The 23,918-nt window shown below is 40.2% G+C and carries 18 protein-coding genes and 1 pseudogene; 11 read left to right on the forward strand and 8 right to left on the reverse strand.

The features are described 5' to 3' along the window. Positions 1 to 2 precede the first annotated feature (2 nt). Positions 3 to 1,055 carry an efflux RND transporter periplasmic adaptor subunit gene (locus tag KG708_RS00315; RefSeq protein ID WP_213607621.1) on the reverse strand — a complete coding sequence of 351 codons (1,053 nt, stop codon included), beginning with the start codon at positions 1,053 to 1,055 and terminating at the stop codon, positions 3 to 5. 303 nt (positions 1,056 to 1,358) lie between these two features. Here KG708_RS00315 and KG708_RS00320 point away from each other — a divergent pair, with 303 nt between their 5' ends. The 6 genes from KG708_RS00320 to KG708_RS00345 all read left to right on the forward strand — a co-directional run bounded on the left by KG708_RS00320 (position 1,359) and on the right by KG708_RS00345 (position 6,754). After that, complete coding sequence (locus tag KG708_RS00320) at positions 1,359 to 2,063, forward strand: DUF2982 domain-containing protein (protein ID WP_213607622.1); 705 nt, start codon at positions 1,359 to 1,361, stop codon at positions 2,061 to 2,063. A gap of 32 nt (positions 2,064 to 2,095) precedes the next feature. Then, positions 2,096 to 2,428, forward strand: a complete 333-nt coding sequence (locus KG708_RS00325; protein ID WP_213607623.1) for a hypothetical protein — start codon at positions 2,096 to 2,098, stop codon at positions 2,426 to 2,428. A 62-nt stretch (positions 2,429 to 2,490) separates the two neighbouring features. Then, positions 2,491 to 4,134 (forward strand): DUF1566 domain-containing protein, encoded by a 1,644-nt coding sequence (locus KG708_RS00330; RefSeq protein ID WP_213607624.1) that lies wholly within the window; start codon positions 2,491 to 2,493, stop codon positions 4,132 to 4,134. 9 nt (positions 4,135 to 4,143) lie between these two features. Then, entirely contained in the window at positions 4,144 to 4,659 is a 516-nt protein-coding gene (locus KG708_RS00335; RefSeq protein WP_213607625.1) for a DUF1566 domain-containing protein, read from the forward strand. A gap of 149 nt (positions 4,660 to 4,808) precedes the next feature. Continuing rightward, positions 4,809 to 5,726 carry an AAA family ATPase gene (locus KG708_RS00340; protein ID WP_213607626.1) on the forward strand — a complete coding sequence of 306 codons (918 nt, stop codon included), beginning with the start codon at positions 4,809 to 4,811 and terminating at the stop codon, positions 5,724 to 5,726. 11 nt (positions 5,727 to 5,737) lie between these two features. Further along, on the forward strand, positions 5,738 to 6,754 hold the full coding sequence (locus tag KG708_RS00345; RefSeq protein ID WP_213607627.1) for a general secretion pathway protein GspB: 1,017 nt from the start codon (positions 5,738 to 5,740) through the stop codon (positions 6,752 to 6,754). A gap of 7 nt (positions 6,755 to 6,761) precedes the next feature. Here the strand turns inward: KG708_RS00345 and KG708_RS00350 are convergent. Further along, positions 6,762 to 7,618 (reverse strand): annotated as a pseudogene (locus KG708_RS00350) (HD domain-containing phosphohydrolase). 111 nt (positions 7,619 to 7,729) lie between these two features. After that, complete coding sequence (putA, locus tag KG708_RS00355) at positions 7,730 to 11,533, reverse strand: bifunctional proline dehydrogenase/L-glutamate gamma-semialdehyde dehydrogenase PutA (RefSeq protein ID WP_213607628.1); 3,804 nt, start codon at positions 11,531 to 11,533, stop codon at positions 7,730 to 7,732. Positions 11,534 to 11,703: 170 nt separating this feature from the next. On the opposite strand from putA, the gene KG708_RS00360 reads away from it, so the two are divergent. Further along, complete coding sequence (locus KG708_RS00360) at positions 11,704 to 12,186, forward strand: winged helix-turn-helix transcriptional regulator (protein ID WP_008110899.1); 483 nt, start codon at positions 11,704 to 11,706, stop codon at positions 12,184 to 12,186. Between the two features lie 91 nt (positions 12,187 to 12,277). Here KG708_RS00360 and KG708_RS00365 read toward each other — a convergent pair whose 3' ends face one another. Then, positions 12,278 to 12,883, reverse strand: a complete 606-nt coding sequence (locus KG708_RS00365) for a TIGR04211 family SH3 domain-containing protein (protein WP_213607629.1) — start codon at positions 12,881 to 12,883, stop codon at positions 12,278 to 12,280. Positions 12,884 to 13,095: 212 nt separating this feature from the next. On the opposite strand from KG708_RS00365, the gene KG708_RS00370 reads away from it, so the two are divergent. After that, positions 13,096 to 14,616 carry a CYTH and CHAD domain-containing protein gene (locus tag KG708_RS00370; RefSeq protein ID WP_213607630.1) on the forward strand — a complete coding sequence of 507 codons (1,521 nt, stop codon included), beginning with the start codon at positions 13,096 to 13,098 and terminating at the stop codon, positions 14,614 to 14,616. A 125-nt stretch (positions 14,617 to 14,741) separates the two neighbouring features. Here the strand turns inward: KG708_RS00370 and KG708_RS00375 are convergent, their stop codons facing one another. Next, the gene (locus KG708_RS00375; protein WP_213607631.1) at positions 14,742 to 16,259 is read right to left on the reverse strand and encodes a carboxypeptidase; all 1,518 of its coding nucleotides are present in this window, start codon (positions 16,257 to 16,259) and stop codon (positions 14,742 to 14,744) included. A 484-nt stretch (positions 16,260 to 16,743) separates the two neighbouring features. Between KG708_RS00375 and KG708_RS00380 the strand changes: the two genes are divergently transcribed. The 3 genes from KG708_RS00380 (at position 16,744) to mrcB (ending at position 20,793) form a co-directional block, all read left to right on the forward strand. Further along, positions 16,744 to 17,082 (forward strand): P-II family nitrogen regulator, encoded by a 339-nt coding sequence (locus tag KG708_RS00380; RefSeq protein ID WP_010391070.1) that lies wholly within the window; start codon positions 16,744 to 16,746, stop codon positions 17,080 to 17,082. Positions 17,083 to 17,091: 9 nt separating this feature from the next. Then, positions 17,092 to 18,321 (forward strand): ammonium transporter, encoded by a 1,230-nt coding sequence (locus KG708_RS00385; protein ID WP_213607632.1) that lies wholly within the window; start codon positions 17,092 to 17,094, stop codon positions 18,319 to 18,321. Between the two features lie 138 nt (positions 18,322 to 18,459). Further along, positions 18,460 to 20,793: a penicillin-binding protein 1B gene (mrcB, locus tag KG708_RS00390; protein ID WP_213607633.1), complete on the forward strand. Its 2,334-nt coding sequence runs from the start codon at positions 18,460 to 18,462 to the stop codon at positions 20,791 to 20,793. A gap of 229 nt (positions 20,794 to 21,022) precedes the next feature. On the opposite strand, the gene hemL is transcribed toward mrcB, so the two are convergent. The 3 genes from hemL to KG708_RS00405 form a co-directional block, all read right to left on the reverse strand. Then, positions 21,023 to 22,303 (reverse strand): glutamate-1-semialdehyde 2,1-aminomutase, encoded by a 1,281-nt coding sequence (hemL, locus tag KG708_RS00395; RefSeq protein ID WP_213607634.1) that lies wholly within the window; start codon positions 22,301 to 22,303, stop codon positions 21,023 to 21,025. A 38-nt stretch (positions 22,304 to 22,341) separates the two neighbouring features. Beyond that, positions 22,342 to 23,358, reverse strand: a complete 1,017-nt coding sequence (locus tag KG708_RS00400; protein ID WP_213607635.1) for an aspartate carbamoyltransferase — start codon at positions 23,356 to 23,358, stop codon at positions 22,342 to 22,344. A gap of 111 nt (positions 23,359 to 23,469) precedes the next feature. Then, positions 23,470 to 23,904: a CopD family protein gene (locus KG708_RS00405; RefSeq protein WP_213607636.1), complete on the reverse strand. Its 435-nt coding sequence runs from the start codon at positions 23,902 to 23,904 to the stop codon at positions 23,470 to 23,472. Positions 23,905 to 23,918 lie beyond the last annotated feature (14 nt).

Raw genomic sequence — 23,918 nt, forward strand, 5'->3', positions numbered from 1 at the left:
TGTTACCCCTTAACGCTTACTTTACTACCTGAGCGAATTTTAATTATTCCCTCGGTAACAATTTGCTCGCCATTACTTAACCCTTTGTCTATCGCAACCCAGCCATTATTTCTACTTGTAACATGTACTTCTTTACGGTTTGCTATGCCATCTTCAATTTGAAAAACGTAATGCTTATCTTGCAGAGGAATAATGGCCTTTTCAGGCACCATCAGCGCTTGGTTACTGCTCAGTTCTAAAGCGGTATTAAGCAACATACCTGGGCGAAGTAAACCTGATTTATTAGCAAAACTTGCTGTTACTTCAACACTGCGAGTTATTGAGTCGATACGTGAGCTTATATGGGTTACTTTACCGCTGAAGGTTTGATCAGGGTAAGCATCGTTTTGAGTATGAACCGTCATGCCGTTTTTCAGTTGAGCTAAATACTTTTCAGGCACTTTAAAATCAACTTTTATAGTACTAATATCATCTAACGTTGTTATTACCGTGCTGTTATTTACATAAGCGCCTACTGATATTTCTCGTTTGCCTAGTAACCCCGAAAAAGGCGCGGTGATCGCCATTTCATTGAGTTTTGTTTTGGCGCTTTCAAGTTGGGCTTCGGTAGCATCTACGCGAGCGAGTTGTTCCTCTAATAATGACTTGGCAGTCGCTTGTGAGCGAGAAAGTTCGGTCAATCTAGCTAGCTGACGTTTTTCTTCTTGTAAATTAATGCTCAGCTCTTTTACTGCAAATTGTTCTTGCTGATTTTGCAATTGCACTAATTTTTGCCCTTTACTGACCAAGTCGCCGTCTTCAAAGTAAATACTGGTAACATAATCATTTTGCGCACTTTTAATATATATCGCCTGATTGGCACGAGCGCTGCCAATGGCTTCAATCATAATTGCGTTTTCTTGTGATTTAACTGTATGAGCAGATACTTGAGTGGTCATTGCTGAATAATCAGCTTGTTCTCCCTGTGATACGGGGAAATACAAATAAACGCTAAAAATTATAAGTAACGAAATAATAAATGGAAATAAGGCTTTACCTGATTGTTTAGAGTGCATTGTTTTCATACCTGAAAATAGATTATAAGTATTGTACGAAATCAGGACAAAAAAAGGCGGTTATGTATCTCATTAATTTGTGCGTTAAGCGTAAAAATAATAGGGTCTGTGTAACTTTTGAGTTTGAGCTTTGAGCAAAGTGCATGTTTTTTAGACGGCGCAGACCTTGACAGTGTAGTAGCAAACAAATAAAGGACGTTAATATAATGAATTTTAAGACATCATGTAAAAACTGTTTAACGCTGAGAAAACTAATATTATGGGCTATTATTATGTTTATATTGTATATGGCGTTTTTCCAGTATGGCTAATTTAAATAAATGCGTACTTAAATACAGAGCATATGGCGCTAAAAATGGCATGGAAATATTGCTGGTAGGTAGCATAGGTTTAATATTTATTATGCTGTTTAATTTATTGCGCCCGGGTGAAATAAGCATAATTGAAATTTTTTTAGTAAGTTTATGTATTGCTGCAATTTTGATTGGCTTTTTTAAAACACAAGAACCTTTTTATAGTATTATTTTAACTGAGCAGCAATTAATATATCAGCATAAGTATGGGCAATGGCATTTAAACCAAGAGAATTTGCACCATTGTGGTATACCTAAGGTTGATAATGGCATTGATTACCTTGAGCTTAATGCAATTGGCATTAAGCTCAATGATGTAGATATGTTTTTGTCTGTTTTAGACCCAAGAATTGCGGGCAAATTATTAATAGAGCAGCGGCACTTTTTTATGCAAGTTGTTCAAAAAAATTGCAAAAATGGGCATTGCCCATCAGAGTGGCTAGCTGAAGATAATAAATATAGGTCAAAAAAAGGAATTGATTATAATGGGCTTATAGCGATGTTTGCTAATAGAGCAAAACATCTTCAGCTTCTAACAGGGTATGATCTACTATTACCAGCAAGTGTGATAGAAAATGATATTTGGGAATTTAGCGCAAAATTAAATAAATGGAAGCGTGATCCCTCTGAGTTTATAAAGTCGCAGCTTGAATAATATTAGTACTTACTGCGGAATCAGGAATAACTATGAGCCAAGATAGATCGTTTATTAAAAGTGGTCGAAATACCATCATACACAAAGATAAAAAACTAGATTTAGTGATCGTCAATGGTGAAAACCACCCTCGAATAAAAGTAACAGCTAATGGCCTTGAGCCATTTAAAGAAGAGCTACCAAAAAACCGTCGAGATGCGAAAGAGCGTTACTTAGACATTATTTATGTAACGAGTGCTGACGTATTTAGCGAAGAAAAACAGTTGTTGTTTATTCAGTCCTTAGATGGTCGTGAATATAAAGTCGATTATAGTAAGGTTGGCACTAGATTATTTGTCCGTATTCATCAAGATAGCTATTTATGAGTGTATAGTGGCACCTTTTTTGCTTGTCTTATTAGATGATTTTAGACAAAAAGGTGTTTAGTATGAGAGTAATTTCGTTAATACCTCTTTTACCATGTTTGCTGTTGGCAGCATGCGGAGGAAGCGATACTGATAACAGTAGTATTAATACGTCGGTATTTGCAGGTAACGATCTTCAAGTTGTAGAAAAGTCAGAATTCACCATCTCTGCCAAAGGCTCCCCTGCTGATGGTACATTTACTTGGCAGCGTGTAAGCGGCCCTATTATAGATGTATTTCCGCTTGAAGGGGCAGAGCAAACGCTCACCGCTCCAGACGTGAAATCAGACAGTGAGCTAATCCTAAGAGTGAGTTATCAAACACAGAACGGTAGTTTAGTCAGTGATGATTTAACTGTTTTTATTGCCTCTAACAACCAGCTTCCCGTCCCTATTGTGACTCAAATTGCCCCAGAAAATTTACCCTCAGTATACAAAGATACAGTCACCCTAAGTGCTTTGGAGTCCACGGATCCGGATGAAAATGGCAAAATCAGTAGTTATTTATGGCAACTATTATCAGGACCTGATTTGGTCGTAGATAGTTTTACCAATCCAACGTTAAGCTTTTCGCATCCATTGTTAGAAAATAACAGCAACTTAAAATGGCAGCTTACCGTCACTGACGACGAGGGTGGGGTGTCTGCATTGCAATATGATATGACGCTTAATAAAACAGCTCAAGTGATAATTGCCAATGCAGGCGCTGATCAAACAGTGGAAGAGTTTGATAAGGTTATTTTAGATGCCACTGCCAGCGAAGCGGCCACCCAGTCGTATCAATGCAAGTGGCAACAACTTACCGGAAATACAGAAGTCCTTATTAAGCCGCAGTCATGTACTGCTAGCTTTTATGCCTCTGATATTGATGTAAATGCAACGCTTAGTTTTGAAGTACAAGTGATGGATTTAAAAGGGCGTACCGACACAGATACCGTGTTTGTTAATGTAACACCCAAAGCGCTGGGGTTAATAAATGATACCGGGATAGGGGAGTGTTATAACAATAGTCAACGAATTAACTGTAACAATGATGAATTTCCCAATCAAGATGGCGATGTAGGACGAGATAGTTTTGCTAACCGTTTAGGTAAAATTGGAAAAGGCGATCTTGCTTTTGATTACACAAAACTCGATGAATTTGCTGATGAGTTATCTGATGATGCGTCAAACTTTAGCTGTATTCGTGATAATACCACGGGCCTTGTTTGGGAAGTCAAAGGCCCTTATTCCGGTGTGTTACCAAATACCACTTTACGTGATGGGCAAAATCGCTACATTTGGCAAGGACCTTTAAATAGCGGTGATGTAACTGGTAGCGCCAATACTTCGTGCCCGAGCAATACTGATTGTGGATTGCAAACCTATATTGATGAGGTTAATGCACTTGATTTTTGTGGTGGTAGCAACTGGCGTTTACCGACTTATACTGAGTTGTTAGGGTTAATTGACTACGGAAAAGATGGGCAAAATCTATTAATAGATACTGCTTTTTTCCCTAATACACCCGCAACTAATATTTTAGGGCATTTACGCTATTGGACCTCACAAACAGCGGTCGATGGCACCAGTTTATCACAGGCTTACATTATCGATATGATGGATGGCAACGACTTAGCTTACCCTAAAGATAATGTCGCTTTTGTGCGCTTAGTTAGAAACCGCTAGGGAGTTAATATGAAATTAATGAAAGTTTTTATGTTGTTCGCTTTTGGGTTGAGCTCATCACTTGTTGCACAGCAATGTTATGATGAAGTGGCTGTAACTGATAACACAGATCGGTTTGTGGTTAATATTGATGGCACTGTATCAGATACTCGTACAGGGTTAATGTGGCAGCGCTGTAATTATGGACAAGTTTATAATCGCGAAACAAACAGCTGCGATGGCGTTACCCAACGTTTAAATTGGCAAGCCTCTCTCAAAGGTGCGCTGAATGACACTACCGCGGGTTATAATGATTGGCAAGTACCAAGTATTAAAGAGTTGGCCAGTATTGTTGATCATCGTTGCACTGATCCAAGCATAGATAGTGACATTTTTTTAGCCACTCAATCACAAAATTATTGGTCAAATACCTCGGGCATCCGCAATATGAGCGCGGCTTGGGTTTATCAATTTGCTAGTGGTTTAAATAGCTTACATGCCAAAACAAGTAACGTGTATTTACGCCTAGTACGCTATGAAAAGTAATGTGTAAATATATCAGTTAGACACGTTACGTTATTTTACAGCTGATGCTTTTATTTACACTATTTAATAATAAAGCCTGGATGTAGTTGTCATTCAGGCTATTTTTTTGCCATTATAGGCCCTGAATTAACAACCAAGGACTCTACAAGGTGTATTTAAGCTATTTTGGTCTACAAGAAAAGCCATTTTCAATTTCGCCTAACCCCCACTATTTATTCTTAAGTGAACGTCATAAAGAGGCATTGGCGCATTTAACTTATGGCTTAGGTGAAGACGGTGGCTTTGTATTGTTAACGGGTGAAGTAGGCACAGGTAAAACGACAATAACTCGAAGTATGTTAGAGCGACTGCCTGAAAACACCCAAGTAGCGATGATCCATAACCCTGCATTATCAGAACTTGAATTATTAGCAAGTATCTGTGATGAACTCAAAATAACGTACGATACTGAAAAATCTACGCTTAAAAGTTTAACAGATGTTATTAAAAAGCACCTTGAGTTTAATAGTAAAGCGGGTGGTCATACTATTTTAATTATAGATGAAGCCCAACTGCTTGCGCCTAATGTGTTAGAGCAGCTAAGGCTGTTGACTAATATTGAAACAGATCATAAAAAATTATTGCAAATAGTATTGGTCGGTCAACCTGAGTTACAGGCACTTTTAAAGCGTAATGAGTTAAGGCAACTAGCACAGCGGATAACCGCTAGGTACCACTTGCTGGCGCTGACACCCGGACAGACCATTGCTTACATTCAACATAGGTTACATATTGCTGGCTGTGATAAAAAAATATTCTCAATAGAGGCAATGCAAATGGTGCATCAGCTCACAGGTGGTGTGCCACGTTTAATGAATTTAGTGTGTGAACGTGCATTGGTGGGGGCTTTTTCTAAACAGCAGGCGGTCGTTGATAGCGATATTGTTAAGCAGGCTGCAAGTGAGTCTTTACCTATCGACTTTATTGCAACAAAAAATGAGTCCAACAAAACTCGTTCTATTTGGCCTTATGGTGCTGCTGCGTTAACGCTTTTCGTTGCAGGCATTGGCCTTTCATTTATTTTTTAGTTAGGTGATTCATGTCTTATTTATTAGATGCGTTAAAGCAGTCAAAGCACGATACCATGAGCGCAGAACAGTATGATTTACAGGCGCAACAATTAAAGCAACAACGTCAGCTGATGACTTATCGTCGTATTAGTTTTTTACTTGTAGGAGGTATACTAGCAACAAGTATATTGGCCAGTGGTTTTTTTGTAGGCAAGTGGTTACAAAAAGAAAATATAACAGTAAAAACTAACCTTGTTCAAAATGACGTTATTGAAACAGAACCAGTATTAGTTGTAGAAGAACCAACTAATACAGAAGAAAAAACAGCGGCAAAAGTAGCGCCAATACAAACAGTCACTACTTCACCTCCAGCAGTTACTACTTCGCTTAACAGCACGCCTGCATTAGCAGGGCAACTAGTTTATGTGCAAACCCCAACCGGTATTCAACAAATGTTACTTACACCGCAAGGTCAGTATTTATCTCTGAGTGCTAATCAAGAGCTCCAGTCGCAAACGCAAAATTTCTCGGCGCAGAATAACGTTTCATCTAGTTTTCAATCACCGAGCAGCCAACCGCAAAGTGTACCAACTCAACCAGCGAAAAGAACACTCACTGCAAATGAGTTGAGTAAATACAAGGTGTTAGGTAAACCACTTAATCAAAGTGTGCCTGCGCAGCCAGAGGCAAATGATGAACTCGATACGGTTCCCGACACGCTGAAAAATGCGTTTGCGCAAGCAGTCAATGACACAGAGACAACGACCGACTACGAAGTAACTCAAGGTTCTCGTCATTCATCACGGGTACAACCCGTTGAGCTACTTCCTGACGGTTTGCAAAGCATGCTGCCGAGCATTAAATATCAGGCGCATATTTATGCTTCTACTGCAGATAAGCGCTGGATAAAACTCAATGGCAGAGAGCTCTATGAAGGAGAGTCTATTGGTGCGTTGAAGGTGTTAGAAATAACACCCGATCAGAGCGTTCTTGATTTTGATGGCTATGAGTTTAGTTTAAAAGCCTTGCAAGATTGGCCACAATAGTGGCTTATTAACTAAAAATAGAGTGCTTATAAAAACCTTCTAAATCTATATTATATTGTTTGGGTTTTACTGCTGATTCAAGTGTGTCTTGGATTTTTTTATTTGATAGGTCAATATCTTGAACTTCAGTATAGCGCCCGTGTTTTGCGTTAAAAAACGTTTTTACTACTGGTTTTAATAGCGTAGTGGGGTTACTTTTGGTTACCAGCCCCACTTTTTGGCTAGAAAGTTTTACCAGCGTTCCCATAGGGTGAATACCAATGCATTGAATAAACTTATTCAGCAGCGCGCCATCAAAGCTATCAGGTCAGCCTTGTTTTAATATTTTAAACGCTTTTATGGGCTCCATGCCCGCTTTATAAACGCGTTCAGCGGTTAATGCATCATAAACATCAACAATAGAGGCCATACGAACGTACTGGCTTATTTCATCGCCCTTTATACCAAAGGTATAGCCCTTGCAATCTAAGCGTTCATGATACATAACTGTGATATCTACGGCGATTCCGGTTAATCCAGCATCTTCTAATATTTCTTTGCTAAAGCGCGCATGGTTTTGTATCACTTTAAATTCTTCGTCAGTGTAGCGACCGGGTTTGTTGAGAATAGCATCAGGTATTTTATTTACCCCATTTCCTGCCCAGCACTGTGCTTTGTAAGCTAAGTGCTGGGTTTGATTTTGTGTTTAGCCGTTGAAGTGAGTTGTTTTTCAACTTCTTCAGAGAGCAACATTCTATCTGGATCGATTTCAACCTCTAAAACCCTAGACTTTATCAATTTATCAATTCCACTTTGCGTTTCTAGTCAGCCATTGATTTTAATTCTAATATTGCTAGCTTGCTTAATAACTTTTTGTACAAACATACTCGGCTTTAACTGAGCAGTAGGAATAGTTTTTAAAGTAAACTTTAGTTTACATTTAGCAATAAAAAAGGCATCAAATTGATGCCTTTTTAATTAAATGATGACTATTTTCTATTCATCATCTTCAACAAGCGTCATCAACGAGGTGTTACCGCCTGATGCCGTTGTATCGATGCTGATTGTTTTTTCAGTAATAAGGCGCTTAATTAGCGTGTCGTAATACTCAGAGCTGATCACTGGCAGTATTGCGCCTTTACGTTGTGCAAGCTGTTGGCTGAAGTAGCCTAAGCGAGAAGAACGTGCAGCAACTACCGCACCCGCTAGGTGAGGGTGTGCCAATATAGCTTGTAACTGGTTTGGTTTAGCTACTTGAAAAACACCTTCAGCAACGCCGGTTGCAATAAACTTATCTCTAAAGGCAACCGCTTCGTCATAAAATATTTCAGAGGCTACTGTAATTACCGTATTACCAGCCGCTAGTGCGGTAATAATCGACAGTGCCCAAAAGTTAAATGAGGTGCTTTTATCTGCGTAACAAACCACACAACCACGAGCTTCAAGGTGAAGTGTATTCGACTCACCTGTTGGCCCTGGCAATGTTGTATATTTACGCATGTGCTTTTCTAAGCGGTTTAACTGAGCGCGAGCATCGGCAAGTGTTAACGCTAAATCGTCCGCGAGGTCGTCAATAATTTCAACCGTCGCTACTTTCGCTAATAACTGACGTACCGCAGAAACACGGTCATTCAGTGGCGTTGCACGCCAGATTTTTTCATCGCGCATAGAGTTAACCATCAGCTTTTCTACTTGCTCATTTGCGCCACTGTAGTGGTGTAAATCAAGCTCATCTGGCGTTAGGTTAGTCATTTGTACGTTATCTGGTGATGCTTTTTCTTTCACTAGGCGTTGTAGGTAGTTTGGTCCACCGGCTTTCGGGCCAGTACCAGAGAGTCCACGGCCACCAAACGGTTGCACGCCAACAATAGCGCCAATCATGTTGCGATTAATGTATACGTTACCGGCGCGCGACATTTTAGCTAAATGCTCACAACGTTCTTCAATGCGAGAGTGGATACCCATGGTTAAGCCGTAACCCGTGTTGTTGATTTGATCGACAACACTATCTAGTTCACTCGCTTTAAAGCGGATTACATGAACACACGGGCCAAATACTTCACGTTTTAACACTGATAAGTCTTTAATTTCGTATAAACGTGGTGCAAAGAAAAATGCGCCATTTTCACTGTTATCAGGAATTTTGCATTCATAGTGAAGTGTTGCATTACCTTTTAGGTATTCAACATGGTCGTTGAGTGTTTTAAGTGCTTTTTCATCAATTACAGGGCCTACATCAGTAGAGAGTAATGATGGGTCGCCAATGTGCAACTCAGCAAGTGCGCCTTTAAGCATCTCGATAATGCCATCAGCTACGTCTTCTTGAATAAAGAGTACGCGTAATGCTGAACAACGTTGACCTGCACTTTGGAAACCAGAACTGATAACATCATCAACAACTTGCTCAGGAAGCGCTGTTGAATCAACAATCATACAGTTTTGGCCGCCAGTTTCTGCAATTAAAGGCACCTGAATATCGTTACGTGCCGCTAATGTTTGCGAGATAAGCGTGCCTGTTTCAGTTGAACCTGTAAACATAACAGCTTGAATACGCTCATCAGGAACAATGGTTTTACCCACTTCGCTACCGCGAGCAATGACAGGCTGTACAACGTGCTCAGGTAAACCAACTGATAGCATTAATTCAATAGCACGTAGTGCGATTAAGCTGGTTTGCTCTGCTGGTTTTGCAATAACCGTGTTACCAGTCACAATGGCCGCAGCAACTTGACCCAAGAAAATCGCTAGCGGGAAGTTCCATGGGCTAATACATAAAATAACACCACGGGCTTCAAAGCGCTCATCTTGTGCAAGCTCTTCAGCACGGGCTGCGTAGTAGCGGCAAAAATCAACCGCTTCACGTACTTCATCAATACCATCTTGTGCTACTTTACCTGCTTCTTTAATACAGATAGCCACAAGCTCATCGTGATGGCGTTCTAAGATGTCAGCAACGCGACGCAACAAATTAGCGCGCTCTTTTACCGGTGTTTGTGACCATGATTCAAATGCGGTTTCAGCGTTGGCTAGCAACACTTTCATTTCATCGCTATTTTGTAATTTTACATGGCCAATAATTTCTTTATGGTTTGCTGGGTTTTTAACTGCCAATGCACCCTCTGGCACTTGGCTTTCATCAATTAAGTGCTCTTCAAACCACGCGTCTAAATTTTCTTTAAACGGGGTTATTACGTTAATGTCAGTTAAGTCCATGCCTTTTGAGTTGGCGCGTTCTTCACCGTATAAATCAATAGGCATTTTTATTTGCGTGTTGTATTTGTTACGTAAACCTTGCAGTGTTTCAACAGGATCTGGTAATAATGCTTCAACCGGTTGTGTGGTATCCACAATGGCATTTACAAACGATGAGTTAGCGCCGTTTTCTAGTAAACGACGTACAAGATAAGCAAGTAGGTCTTCGTGTTGGCCGACCGGTGCGTATACGCGGCACTGAATTTTTTCTTCATCAACGATTTGGTCAAATAAAGATTCACCCATACCGTGAAGGCGTTGAAATTCAAACCCTGTGTTATCACCTTTGGCTACTTCCAAAATAGTGGCGGCGGTGTAGGCGTTGTGTGTTGCAAATTGCGGGTAAAGTACATCACGTGCTTCAAGCATTTTAATCGCACACGCTTTGTATGACACATCCGTAGTTGCTTTACGCGTAAATACGGGGAAGTAATCTAAACCATCTTGTTGTGTGGTTTTGATTTCTGTGTCCCAGTATGCGCCTTTTACTAAACGCACCATCATTTTGCGACCCACACGAGTTGCTAGGTCGGTTAGCCATTCAATCACAAAAATAGCGCGTTTTTGATAAGCCTGAACAGCTAAACCAAAACCTTGCCAATTGCCTAAATCGTCATCACTAAATACGGCTTCAATAACATCAAGAGAAATATCTAAACGGTCAGCTTCTTCTGCATCCACAGTAAAACCGATGTCGTATTTTTTAGCGGCAAGGGCCAGTTCTTTTAGCTTTGGAACGATTTCTTCTATAACACGCTCTTTATGAGTGAACTCATAACGAGGGTGAATAGCTGATAATTTTACAGAAATACCCGGGCTCTTAATTGGACCACGCCCGTTTGCTGCTTTACCGATAGCATGAATTGCATTCATGTAGCTATCAAAGTAACGCTGGGCGTCTTTCATTGTGCGAGCACCTTCGCCTAGCATATCGTATGAATACACATAGCCTTTTTTCTCTGTATCTGCTGCACGCTCAATGGCTTCGTCAATGGTACGGCCCATTACGAATTGTTTACCCATTATTTTCATAGCAAAGTTAACAGACTTACGTATAACCGGTTCACCTAAGCGGCCGATGGTTTTTTTAAGTATGCCAAACTGTTGTTCTTTAGTTTTATCGTTATAGTTAACCATTTTACCGGTTACTAATAACCCCCATGATGAGGCATTTACAAATAACGAGTCGCTACTGCCTAAGTGAGAGCTCCAATCGCCATTGGCTAATTTATCGCGTATTAATGTTTCTTGAGTTGCTTTATCTGGCACGCGAAGCAAAGCTTCGGCTAAACACATTAATACCACACCTTCTTCACTCGAGAGTGAAAATTCATTTAATAGCGCATCAACACCGCTTTGACCGTCTTGATCTCTGCGAATATTGTGTACCATTTGGCGAGCTCTTTCCCATGCACGACTTCGTGCTTTAACACCGACTTCAGCAAGTGGTAAAATATGATCAATAACCGCATTTTCATCAATACGGTAAAAGTCACGGATCTTTTGTCTAATTGGACAAGTAGTCGTTAAATCGCCATTAAATAACATAAGCAACCCTCAAGAGTGTTAAGACTTAGGATAATTATTTATTACCGCTAAATAGTTATTAGTGTAAAGCGTGCATTCTAATGAAAATCCAGCAGAATATGCTGGTTAATTTTGCCGTTTTACGATAATTTACAGGGTATATTATCAACTTATCCATATAAAATACTGATATGACTAATCCGAATAGATTACGCCTGCTCGATCGTATCGATATATCAATTTTAGACGTTTTGCAGCGCAATGGGAGAATTTCAAATGTTAATCTGGCAAAACAAGTGAATTTGAGCCCCAGCCCGTGCTTAGACAGGGTTAAACGTCTAGAGCAAGAAGGCTACATTGAGGGCTATTTTGCAAAGTTAAGTGAGGAAAAGCTCAATCAAAGCTTAGTCGCGCATGTGCAGGTATCGTTAGTCACTTCAAATACGGCGGTATTTAAAGTGTTTCGTGAACACATTCTCAAAATTAAGCAGGTTGTTGAGTGCGATATGGTAGCCGGTGGTTACGATTATTTACTAAAAATTCGTGTCTCTAATATGGATGAATACAGAGAAGTGTTAGGTGATTTAGTCGATATACCTGGTGTGGGTACGCATCATACCTATATGGTAATAGAAAAGATTAAACAAGATACTGGGCTGCGTTTAGATATGTAATCTTTGAGTAAATTATTGCAGGTATAAAAAATAGCAGGCATAAAAAAAGCATCTTTCGATGCTTTTTTTATGCCTGCTATTGAGGTGGCGCTTACGCCCAGCCTTCATAGCGTTTTCTGCGCGATAACACGATGGTTAAAATAATTCCTAAGAACAAACCTAAAAATGCGATAGCACCGCCATAAGTGAGTAGCTGACGCTTTTCTTTAGCACTGGTTGCTTGCTTTAATTGTTGTTCTTGGGTAAGCGAGTCTTGTAATTGACTTATTTGTGCTAACAGCTGAGTATTTTGTTCGGTTAGCTGTGAGTTTTGTTCTTGTAGTTCAGGTAATTCTACTTGCGCTTGGCGTAATTCATTTTGCATAGCGCTAATTTCGTTGTTAAGCGCTTGATATTGCTGCTTTAAACCAGCTGATTCGCTGATAAATTTAGCCTCTACCCAGCCCTCGCGCTCTTTATCATCTTTAACTTTTATAAAACCGTTTTGTTCATCAGATAATAAAGTTAGTTGGGTGCCTGCATCAATAGAACCGAGTAAGCGATAGTCTTTACTGGCGCCTGAACGCATAAAAGTATACAAGTTATCGATTATATAAGCTGTTTTGGCATTAGGAGGCGGCGTTGATTGAGCTTCCTCTGCTTGGCTCATAAACGAGGCGGCTGTAAAAAGCAGCCATAGTAAACAGTGTTTTAGCATTTATCTACCTTGTTAATCTAGCAGTGTCCGTTGTGAACGTGATTTTTGTTTCGCATAAGTATATAGATAGTATGGATTTAATAGTTTAATAGCAAGACAGATATTGTAACCAGAGCATTTTGCTTGTGTGTTTATGACTAAAAAATTTGCAATATAGGGCTGCTTTGTTTATTTTGAGCACTTATTAATTTTAAGGGTAATCCGCAAGCCTAATGGATACTGAGATAGAACTGAAATTTTTGGTATCAGATGACGTCATTCCACTGATCCCCTCGTTAATTACTCAATTTGCAAAAACAGTCACAAACAAGCCTTCTAAAAGTTTGCAAAATGCTTACTTTGATACGCCAAGCAGAGAGCTAAGAGCACTCGATATTGGTTTTAGAACGCGTTGTACAGACGAGCGCTGTGAGCAAACAATTAAGCTTGCAGGAGATGTGGTGGGAGGATTACATCAACGTCCAGAATATAACCTTCCCATAGAAACAAATCGACCTAATTTAATGGCGTTTGATTCATCAATTTGGCCACACGGCATGCAAATTGATGTTATATCACAAAACCTCTACCCTATATTTAGTACTAATTTTATCCGCCGTACGTGGTTAATTGAAACGCAAAATGGTGCCAAAATTGAAGTGGTATTAGATAAAGGTGAAGTGGCCGCCTCGGGTAAAGTGGAGATTATTAGCGAGCTTGAAATTGAGCTCGTCGAAGGTAGTCGAGACGAGTTATTTGCTCTAGCAGATAAATTAATAAGCCAAAGCAGTGTGCGCTTGGGGCTTTATTCAAAAGCAGCAAGAGGGTATCGCCTTGCCGATGACACACCATTACAACCGAGTAAATCTATCGGTTTTGTTAAACTTACTAAGCAAGCCACTCAAGAGCAAGCGCTTATTGAGGCCATGGGCTTTGGTATTCGCTTTGTGCAAAAACATGAGCAGTGTTATTTTGATAAGCCAAGTTTAAAAACATTAAAACGTGTGACCGACGGCATTAGTTTAATTCGTCATAACTTTTGGTTGTTTGACGATATTGTTAGTAAAGACAGCACCGAGCATCTCAGAACGGAACTCAAGTGGTTATTAAGTGAGTTAGCATGGGTTGAAAATGCCATTCAGTTAAAAACTTACACCTCTAAGCGCCATGCTTTTTATAAAAAAATAAACAGTGCGCCTGCTTTAACTCAAGTTATTAACGATTTAAAAGAGTTACAACCGAGCATTGACGATATTTTTGCGCTTTTTCATAGTGCGCGTTACAACCGTTTATTGCTAAGCTTAACCACGTGGCTAATAAATAAACAGTGGCGTAAAGACTGGAGCCAAGCTGAGCTACAAAATGCTGAGCAGCTCGTTATCGATATTGCTCCGCGCTTATTTGATAAAGATTGGAAAAATCTACACCGCTCTTTGCCTAAAGAGCAAAGCCTAGCGTGTAATGATTACTTAAACTTTCGTACTCAATTAGAAAATAGCTTGCTCAGTGGCAATTGTTTAGGTGCATTGTTTAATAAAGATGAGCGATTAGAGTTTAGGCTCCCTTGGCTGGATATTTCTCATGGTATGTATGAGCTAAGTACGCTTGATTATTTAAAGCAATTGTGTGCTGGGCAAGAGGATACTCAACTGGCAAAAATACAACAATGGTTAGAGCAAAAATCTGAGTTTTTAGTCAGTGCCATGGAGCAAAGTCGACATGCTTCATTTGATACAGAACCCTATTGGATCTAATGATTAGTTTGCGCGCTTTAAGAAGTCGCGGGGATATTAGTACACGCATAAGGCGTAAAATAGCTTAGACTTAATTTGTTTATAGGTAAAAAGTGACCTGCGCGGTCACTTTTTAATTTATTATATTAGTATTTAGCAGATTCACCTTCTTTAGGTAAAGATTGTTTTATAAACTCGCGTAAATCGTTGTTAGAGCTTTTTAAATCTGCATGGCGTAGATACATCATGTGGCCACTGCGGTAACCTTTAAAGCTTAGCCTATCTTGCATTTTACCACTTGGGTCAAGTTGCCACATAGTATATTTGGCATCAAAGTAATTGGTTGCACCGTCAAAATAACCAGCTTGCACTAAAACGTTTAAATATGGGTTTTGGGCCATTGCTAAACGCAAATTTTCACCGGTGTTATTTCCGCTTCTGTCCCATGGATGAACGTTACCAAATAAGTTATATTTGATATCGGTTTTGTAATTAAGCTCTTCACGCAGGTAGTAGTTAATTGCAGGGGTAAAAGAGTGCAGCCACGATGTAAGCTCTGCCCAGTAATCTGGTGATTCACCGGCATCGCGTTTATCAATTCCTAAATAGCGAGAGTCGAGGCGACCAACCATTTGCCCGCGTTCACGTAATAACTCTTTCCAAAAAAATTGTGTCGGAATATCTAAGTTATTTTGGCTAACAAATGTTTCAGATAGACCTGCATATTTGGCCATTTTTTTGATAATACGACGTTTTTCATCTGGGGCAATAAAGCCGCCTTTTGCAAGCGCTGGAATAAGCTCATTTATAGTAAACTGTTCTACTTCAGGTAATAGTTCGTCTAAATCTTTAGCTTGTAAATCAGTGTTTAATGCCTTGTGGTACCACGCTGTGGCTGCAAAGTAGGGTAAGCGGTTAGCGGCTTTTACAGGGCCGTCGCGTTTAATACCAATGTCTGTAGGTGAAACAAGTACCACGCCATTAATATACATCCACTGGCTATTTTGTAGCTCATGCGCCAAGCCTGATACACGAGTAGTACCGTAGCTTTCACCAATTAAAAATTTAGGAGAGCGCCAACGTTCATTGCGAGATACAAAAGTATTAAGCCATTCTGCTAGGTATTTTATATCGGCATTCACACCAAAAAATAACTCTTTTTGTTTGTCTTTAGGTAGAAGATTACCGTTTTTATCTTCAACGACGCGGGAATAACCCGTGTTTACAGGGTTTACGTAAACGATGTCGGCCACGTCTAAAACCGAATAAGGGTTATCTTTAACGCCATAAGGTTGAATTGGGTAGCCTTCGTCATCAATTTTTAAAACACGAGGGCCGGTATAAGCTAAATGCATCCATACCGATGCTGAACCTGGGCCACCATTAAATGAAATAAGTAATGGACGCTTTGCTCTATCATCTACTTTATCGCGGGTGTAGTAAGTGTATTGAAGGGTTGCGATAGCATCTCCTTTGTTATCCCACACCGGTTGTGTGCCAGTTGCTACGGTATACGAAAAGCGTTCGTTATTTATTTTTGCTTTGTGCTGAGTAACCACTTTACTGTCGATATCAATACGGCGTTGGTTATCGGCAAACGAGGCGCAGCTTAGGGTAAGCGCAATGGCGGCAATGGGTAAGAATAAACTTCGGCTAAATCTCATAAGTGACTCTTTTTTATTTTATGTACTGCAGTTATAGCGATATTTAGCTAAAAAACCAAAATATTGAGACTAGCTGTAGATAATAATCGTTGAGTCTATGTAATTACTGATTAAGTTTTTTAAGTAATCAGTCGCTAAACTGTGCTTAATATCAAAGTGATTTTTTAAAACGCACAACCACTTGCTATGGCAAAGTGGTGCTAAAAAATCTGCCATGCCTCTCGATATGACAGAGTAACTCTAATCGTAAATATATTATTAATGTGTATTTTACGAGAATGAAATGGTTACTGTTTGTATATTTATCGACTCGCACCAATGCAGTATTTTGTTTAAAAAAAGCGCACCTAAATGGTGCGATTTTTTGTTTTATATATTATTTATTTTTTTAAGTCTATGTTTTTATTGTTAATTTAAAAATGGCACAAAGGTTGGATTGTATAGAGGAAATACAATAACAAGCTAGCGTCCTAAGGGGGCCTTTGTGAAAATGATCAGTGCAATAATAAAGCCATTCAAACTAGATGATGTGCGTGAAGCACTCGCTGATTTAGGCATCGAAGGAATGACAGTGGTTGACGTTAAGGGATTTGGACGTCAAAGAGGGCATACTGAGTTATACCGTGGTGCTGAGTACCAGGTTGACTTTATACCTAAAATTAAACTTGAAATTGCTACCCGTAGTGAAAATTGCCAACGCGTTGTAGAAACCATTACCAAAGTCGCTGGAACGGGCAAAATTGGTGACGGCAAAATTTTTGTTTACGACCTAGATCAAATCGTCCGTATTCGTACTGGCGAGCTTGATGATGATGCAATTTAAGGGGGCAACATGGAAAATACAATTATAGAGCTGAAGTTTTCGCTCGATACGTTTTACTTTTTAATGTCTGGCATCTTAGTCATGTGGATGGCAGCCGGTTTTGCAATGTTAGAAGCGGGTTTAGTGCGCTCTAAAAATACCACAGAAATTCTAACTAAAAATATCGCGCTTTATTCTATCGCGTGTACTATGTTTTTGTTGATAGGCTACAACATTATGTACGTAGATAATGTTGAAGGCGGTGTTATTCCTTCGTTTGGTGGCCTAATAGGTAGCCAAGCAGCAGATGCTGATCACTCATTAGAATCTGACTTTTTCTTTCAGGTTGTGTTTGTTGCAACGGCCATGTCTATCGTATCAGGCGCCGTTGCAGAGCGTATGAAGTTGTGGGCTTTCCTCGTATTTACCGTGGTGTTAACAGGGTTAATTTACCCAATTGAAGGTTACTGGACATGGGGCGGCGGCTTCTTATCTGAGCTAGGCTTTGTTGATTTTGCAGGCTCTGCCATTGTGCATGCAACGGGTGCGGCTGCAGCGCTTGCGGGTGTAATACTACTAGGTGCACGTAAAGGTAAATATGGTAAAAATGGCGAAATTTACCCAATTCCAGGTTCAAACTTGCCACTTGCTACATTGGGCACATTTATTTTATGGATGGGTTGGTTTGGCTTTAACGGCGGATCACAGTTATTAATTTCCGATAAAGAAAATGCAACTGCAGTAGGTCAAATATTACTTAATACTAACGCGGCAGCGGCTATGGGTGCAATTTCGGCCTTGTTCTTATGTAAACTTTTATGGGGCAAAGCCGATTTAACCATGGTACTTAATGGTGCACTTGCAGGCTTAGTGGTTATTACTGCAGACCCATTATCACCATCACCATTAATTGCGTGCTTATTTGGCTTACTAGGTGGCTCATTAGTCATACTCAGTATTGTCGCATTGGACAAAGCTAAGATTGATGATCCTGTGGGTGCTATTTCTGTTCACGGTGTGTGTGGCATTCTAGGTGTTGTTTTAGTTCCGGTGACTAATGCGGAAGCTAACATTATGACGCAGCTTATTGGTTTACTATGTATTATTGGTTTTGTGTTTATTGCTTCATTCATTGTATGGGCAATCCTCAAACAAACCATGGGTATTCGTGTTACCGAAGAAGAAGAGTTAAACGGCATGGATCAACACGATTGTGGTATTGATGCTTATCCAGAGTTTGTATCAGTTAGAAGTAATTAATTAAAAGTATTGTGTGTTCAATCAAAGCCCTACTCTGTTAGGGCTTTTTTGATTTCAGGGGAGGTTAATTTTTCAGGTGCTAGAGTAATGTGATAAGCTCCTCGCGTTAAATTAACCTTCGGAATATATTACACTTAAATGGCTGAAAAAAAGAAAACATCGACCAGTAAACCCTCTACTAAGCGCGCTACTAAGTCATCTAAATCATCGGCGCGAAAAAGTGCGACTAAAAAAACTTCAAGCACCGAAAAACGGCCACTTTTTAAAACGTTGTTTTCTATTTTTTGGAAACTGAGTTTGGCGACTTTTATAGCCGTTGCATTTTACTTTATCTACCTTGATGCAAAAATAACTCGCCAGTTTGAAGGCAATAAATGGCAACTTCCGGCACAAGTATATGCCCGCTCAATGACTTTTTTTCCTGGGCAGTATTTATCTAAACAAGAAGTATTGTGGGAGCTGAAGCGCTTAAACTATACAGCAGTTAACCGCTTAAGCCGAACAGGGCAATATATTAAAACTACCAATAGTATTGAGATTTTTCGTCGTGATTTTGAATTTTCTGATGGTTTAGAAAGTGCTCATGTTATTGAACTACGTTTTTCTGGAGAAAAAGTAGCTAGTATTAAAGATAAGTTTGGCCGTCGATTAAATACCGCCAGATTAGAGCCTGTACAAATAGCCCGTATTGGTAATGACTCAAAACAGGATAGAGAGTTTGTACCATTAGATAAATTTCCTGACATGCTTAAAAATGCCTTATTAGTGGTAGAAGACCGCGATTTTTATGATCATCACGGTGTATCGGCTTTTTCTATTTTACGCGCTTTGTATACCAATATTCGCGCAGGGCGCACCGTACAAGGGGGAAGTACATTAACCCAGCAGCTGGCTAAAAATATTTACCTTACCCGTGAACGTTCGTTAGTACGTAAAGTGAATGAAGCTTTTATTGCGCTTATTCTTGATTACCGTTACTCAAAAGATCAAATTCTTGAAGCTTACTTAAACGAAGTTTATCTGGGACAGTCTTATAACCAAGGCGTGCATGGGATGGGATTGGCGGCTGAGTTTTACTTTGCAAAGCCAGTTGACGAACTCGAGTTCGACCAAATTGCTTTGCTGGTGGCCATGGTTAAAGGGCCTTCTTATTACAACCCAAGGCGTTACAAAGAGCGTGCCATGGAGCGCCGTGATTTAGTGCTGCGCTTAATGGTTGAAAATAAACTTATTTCTACAAAAGAATATCGGGCCTCGTTAAAACGCGCAATTGATATTGCGCCGATGAAAGCAAGTTTACAAAAATCTTACCCCGGTTATTTGGAGTTAGTTAATCGTGAGCTTAAACAGCTGTTGCCCGAACAAAAAGTATTGGATGCGGGTGTGCGAGTGTTTACCTACTTTGATTTACAAAAACAAACCGCGATGGAAGAGTCGATTCAGGCCAGTTTACCTTATTTAGAAAGGCGCCCAAATACTAAAGAGCTAGAAGCGGCGATGATCTCCGTTAATGTTGAAAAAGCGGGTGTATCGGCGCTGGTGTCTGGTCGTGATGTACGCTATTCAGGATTTAACCGCGTGCTCGATACCAAACGTAATATTGGCTCACTTGTTAAACCTGCCGTGTACTTAAGTGCACTGCAATTACCTCATTATAACTTAGCGACGTTACTTGATGACTCGCCTGTTCAAGTTACCAACGAAGAGGGCAATGTATGGCAGCCAGAAAACTTTGATCGTCAATACCGTGGCGCCATACCTCTTTATAAAGCATTTAGCCATAGTATTAATATTCCGGCAGTTAATTTAGGGCTTGATGTAGGGGTCGACAAGGTAGCCAACACCCTCAGAGGGTTAGGTGCCAAAGGATATATTAATGAATACCCATCGTTATTATTAGGGGCCATTGAAATGTCGAGCTTTGAAGTTGCTCAACTTTATACCACCATTGCAGCAGACGGTGAATACAGAGAACTGACGTCTATCTCGGCATTAACAGACGCTGTTGGCAATGTACTTTATAAGCATAAAGTGAGTAACGAACAACGTTTTGATAAAGATGCCATGTATATGACCAAGTACGCTATGAAGCGGGTAACTAAAGATGGCACCGCACAGCGCTTAAATTTACATTTCCCGTCAATCCAGTTAGCAGGTAAAACAGGCACTAGTAACGAATTACGCGACAGCTGGTTTGCTGGATTTGACCAAAATACAGTAACGGTTGCATGGATAGGCCGTGACGATAATAAAAGCACAGGCTTAACCGGCAGTGTTGGCGCGCTTGAAACCTATATTCGGTATTTAAAACCGCTAAATCCGCAAGCTATTGCCGATACGCGTCCGCCTTCAATTCGGTGGGCATTTGTAAACGAACAAACAGGCAATCAAGCACCACCGGGCTGTGGCAAAGTGATTCAGCTACCGCTTAGAGCCAGTGAGTTTAAACCAAGACCAGAATGTATTCGTTAAATAGTAAAAACAAAAAAAGCCCGAAAGGGCTTTTTTTATGGGGAAGCGTTTTATAATACCAACCCGCAATAATACTTAATTATTTTACGGGGCTAAACGTGTCACTACCTGCGTTAAAAAATTCTCATTTAGAACAACTAAATAGCAAATTTTTTGCCTAGCTATCAACACGTTTTTCCAGCCTCAAAATAGATCACTTAATTAAGCGAATTGGTATGAAAACTAAACGTTATAGCTTAGCAAAAGCGCGCTCTGCCGCTTCAATCGTTGCTTGAACTTCTTGCTCTGTGTGCGCAGCACAAACAAAACCAGCTTCAAACGCTGAAGGCGCTAAATAAACCCCTTCTTCAAGCATAAAGTGGAAGAACTTTTTAAAGCGCTCTAAATCACATTCAGTAGCTTGTTTGTAAGTAGTTACTTTTTCTGCATCGGTGAAGAAAAAGCCATACATACCGCCAGCGTAGTTAGTAGTTAACGCAATGTCTGCTTTTTTAGCTGCGGCTTCAAAGCCTTCACAAATCGCTTTACTAATTGCTTCTAACTTATCATGCACGCCAGGAGCGCTTAGTAGCTCAAGTGATTTTAACCCTGCAGCCATAGCAATAGGGTTACCTGAAAGTGTACCTGCTTGATAAACAGGGCCTACAGGAGCAATGTAATCCATGATTTCTGTTTTACCACCAAACGCGCCTACCGGCATGCCGCCGCCAATCACTTTACCTAAACAGGTTAAATCTGGTTTGATGTTGTAATACGCTTGAGCGCCACCTAGGGCAACACGAAAGCCTGTCATTACTTCATCAAAAATAAGCACAGATTGGTACTGATCACATACTTCACGTAGCCCTTCTAAAAAGCCTGGTACCGGTGGGATACAGTTCATGTTACCGGCAACCGGTTCAACAATAATACACGCGATTTCATCGGCGTACTTAGCAAAAATCGCTTTCACTTCTTCAATATTGTTAAACGAAACGGTGAGTGTGTGCTTAGCTAAGTCTTCAGGAATACCTGGAGAGTTAGGTACACCCATAGTTAATGCGCCAGAGCCTGCTTTTACTAATAATGAGTCTGCATGGCCGTGGTAACAGCCTTCAAACTTTAAAATTTTGTCGCGCCCTGTAAAGCCACGAGCTAAACGAATTGCACTCATTGTTGCTTCAGTACCAGAGCTCACCATGCGTACTTTTTCGATTGATGGGACAAGTTGTTTCACTTTTTCAGCCATTAAAATTTCAGCTTCAGTAGGCGCTCCGTAGCTTAAACCATTTTCTACCGCGTCATGCACTGCTTGTTTAATTTCAGGGTGATTGTGGCCCATAATCATTGGACCCCAAGAGCCTACATAATCGATGTAACGGTTGCCATCAGCATCAAATGTAAACGCGCCCTGTGCTTTAGTGATAAACAGCGGGGTACCACCTACACCATTAAATGCACGCACTGGCGAGTTTACTCCACCAGGAATAGAGTCTTGAGCTCGTTTAAATAAGTCTTGGCTAATTGTCATGAAAAATCCTATTGTTTTGTCACTTTAAAATTAAAAGCTTAGCTGTCGCGTTTACGGCTAAACCAAGGAACGCTTACTTCATACTGTTCGACTTTGTTTTCTACGCCGAGGGTTAAAGCAAACAGTGCCATACGAATGAGTACACCATTTTGTACTTGACGGAATATTGCTAGATTGTCGTTAGCATTTAAGTCGTTATCAAGTTCGTTTGCTTCTAGGCGACTATCGCGAGGAAGAGGGTGCATTAATACTGAATTAGGTTTGCAATGGGTATTGTAAATAGACTGGCTAATTCTAAATCCACCGCGGTACTTATTGGCTTCTTCTTGTGATGGAAAACGCTCTTCTTGGATTCGTGTTTGATAAACGATATCGGCCGCTAAGTTACCTTCCATTTTATCAACCAACTCAATTTTATGACCGGCATTTTCAACTGCAGATAAAATTGAGTCAGGCATTTGCAAGCCACTAGGGGCGACCATCGAAAATTTAATGTTTTTGTAATGGCATAATAACTTTGATAGCGAGTGAACGGTACGGCCATATTTTAAATCACCGACTAAAGCAATGTGCATGCCATCAATATTTTGCTCAAAGCGGTTTAGTTCACGCTCAATCGTTAATAAGTCAAGCAGCGCTTGGGTAGGGTGCTCATTGGGCCCGTCTCCACCGTTTATTACCGGTACGCTGCAACCTGTTGCAAATTCAGCCACCGAGCCTGAGTCAGGATGGCGCATAGCAACCGCATCAGCATAAGCTGAAATAACACGTGCAGTATCATAAAGGGATTCTCCCTTAGCAAGCGCAGAGCTTTGCATGCCGGTGGTTTCACGAACTAGTCCACCGAGTAAGTTAAACGCAGTGCCAAAACTAACACGAGTACGTGTACTGGGTTCAAAAAACAGGTTTGCTAAAATAGCGCCTTCAAGCACGTTGGTACGCTTCTGTTTTTTAGCATAGGGCTCCATTTTTTTTGCTACAGCAAATATACGTTCAATACAGTCTCGGTCGAGTTGATTAACAGAGAGTATATTTTCACCTTGGAAACTGAACATGGGATTATTCCTAGTAATTCAAAAAGGCGCGATAATCCATAAAGGAGCACGCAATCGCGCGTATTATACAAACTTAGTATGCGACTTGGCAGCGTAATTTATACGCCTTTGTTAAAAGCTTGGCTTAATAATCGCCAAAGCGACAATAGCAAGTAATGCTAAAACCGGTAGCTCGTTGAAAATGCGGTAAAACCGATCGCTTTTAGTATTTCTATCGTGTTTAAAATCAGCTAATAATTTGAAACAGTAGCCATGATAAATATATAAAATGATCACCAGTACTAGTTTGTAATGCAGCCACATACTGTAACGAAACCATTCGCGACCGTATTCAATGATAAGCAACACGCCAAATACCGCAGTAAGTACGGCAAATGGAGTAACAAAATAAAGTAATCGGCGTTCCATTACCTTAAGCATTGAGTTACACGATTTTTCTTCACTCATAGCGTGATAAACAAAAAGTCGAGGTAGGTAAAAAATTCCTGCAAACCAAGCAATCATAAAAAACACATGCAAGGTTTTATAAATTAATAATGCGCTCATATTGTTCTCATTAT

Source organism: Pseudoalteromonas sp. (assembly GCF_018402495.1).
In the GTDB taxonomy this organism is placed as follows: domain Bacteria; phylum Pseudomonadota; class Gammaproteobacteria; order Enterobacterales; family Alteromonadaceae; genus Pseudoalteromonas.